The sequence below is a fragment of the Streptomyces sp. NPDC048297 genome (genome assembly GCF_043201585.1).
Taxonomy (GTDB): Bacteria; Actinomycetota; Actinomycetes; order Streptomycetales; family Streptomycetaceae; genus Streptomyces.
This window is the reverse complement of sequence record NZ_JBICZA010000093.1, coordinates 1-1,400: the sequence shown is the minus strand read 5'-3', so window position 1 is coordinate 1,400 and position 1,400 is coordinate 1. Positions and strand designations below refer to the sequence as shown.

General features: G+C 68.8%; 1 protein-coding gene. It reads right to left on the bottom strand.

Translation table 11 applies throughout. From position 1 onward, the window contains the following. Window positions 1–18: 18 nt before the first annotated feature. Window positions 19–1,221 carry an IS110 family transposase gene (locus tag ACGFYV_RS37530; protein ID WP_393883031.1) on the bottom strand — a complete coding sequence of 401 codons (1,203 nt, stop codon included), beginning with the start codon at window positions 1,219–1,221 and terminating at the stop codon, window positions 19–21. Between the last annotated feature and the right edge of the window lie 179 nt (window positions 1,222–1,400).

Genomic DNA, 1,400 nt, shown 5'->3' with positions numbered 1-1,400 from the left:
GGAATCTCAATGACTGTGTCAAGCCGTCTGCGTGACCGGCGGGGCGGAGGTGAACAGCCTCTTGTCACGCAGCATTGCCCAGAGCACGTCGACCCGGCGGCGGGCGAGCGAGAGCAGGGCCTGGGTGTGCAGCAGCCCCTCGGCCCGCTTCTTGAGGTAGTAGTCGCGGGAGGGGCCGGGCCGCATCATGGCGGTCTGGGCGGCCATGTAGAAGATGTGCCGCAGACGGCGGTTGTAGCGCTTGGGCCGGTGGTAGTTGCCGGTTCGGCGGCCGGAGTCTCGGGCGACCGGGGCCAGACCGGCATGCGAGGCAAGGCGGCCGGCGTCGCGGTAGCCGGCCAGGTCACTGACGATGGCGACGAACTCGGCGCCCAGGATGGGCCCCATGCCGGGCATCGACTCGATGATCTCCGCGCGGTCGTCGGATCGGAACGTCTCGCGGATCTCCCGGTCGTTGTCCTTGATCCGCTCGTCCAGGGCCAGCAGCTGGTGGGCGAGGTCGCAGACCAGCTGGGCGGCCTGCTTCTCGCCGGGCAGTGCGATCTGCTGGGCCTGGGCTGCCTCCACGGCCTTGGCCGCGACGTCGGCGGCACTGCGGACCTTGCGGCGTTCAAGCCAGGCTGTCAGGCGCTTGACGCCGATCCGGCGCAGAGCGGCCGGCGTCTGGTACTCGGTGAGCATGACGACCGGGCCCTTGGCCGCGGAGTAGTCGAACGCCCGCTCCAGGGCCGGACAGATGCCGACCAGCAGGTCACGGAGCCGGTTGATCAGCCTCACCCGGTCGGCGATCAGGTCGGCCCGGTAATTCGTCAGCACCCTCAGGTTGGAGACCAGCTCCGGGGGCGTGTCCAGCGGAGCGAAGTCCCGGCGCATGCGGGCCTGGTCGGCGATGACACGGGCGTCCTTGGCATCGGTCTTGCCCTCGCCCCGGTAAGCGCCGCTCATCCGGTTGACCGTCCGGCCGGGGACGTAGACGACCTGTTGGCCGTGCGCGATCAGCAGGGCCAGCAGCAAGGTCGAGGCCCGGCCGGAGATGTCCACTGCCCACCGCACCTCGTCGGCCCGTTCGCGGGCTGTGTCGATGAGGGTGAGGATCTGGGCCTCGTCGTTGATCACCTTCGTCGAGAACAGCGTCTCGCCGTCGGCGTCCAGGGCCACCGCCCAGTGGTGCCCCTTGCCAGCGTCGATGCCGACCCATATCCGATTCTGCCGCGTGCTCAACCGCGTTACTCCGTTCCACCGTGACCAGCACTTCAGTGGCCCGAAGAACACCCCGCCGACAGGTCCCTAACCAGCGATGACCGCAGTTCTCAATCAGTGGTCGGAGCGTCCCGGAGGACCGGGCGGCCATTCCTTCCGAGCCATCTAGGGCAACCACCCATCAGCCACACCCGGTCCTC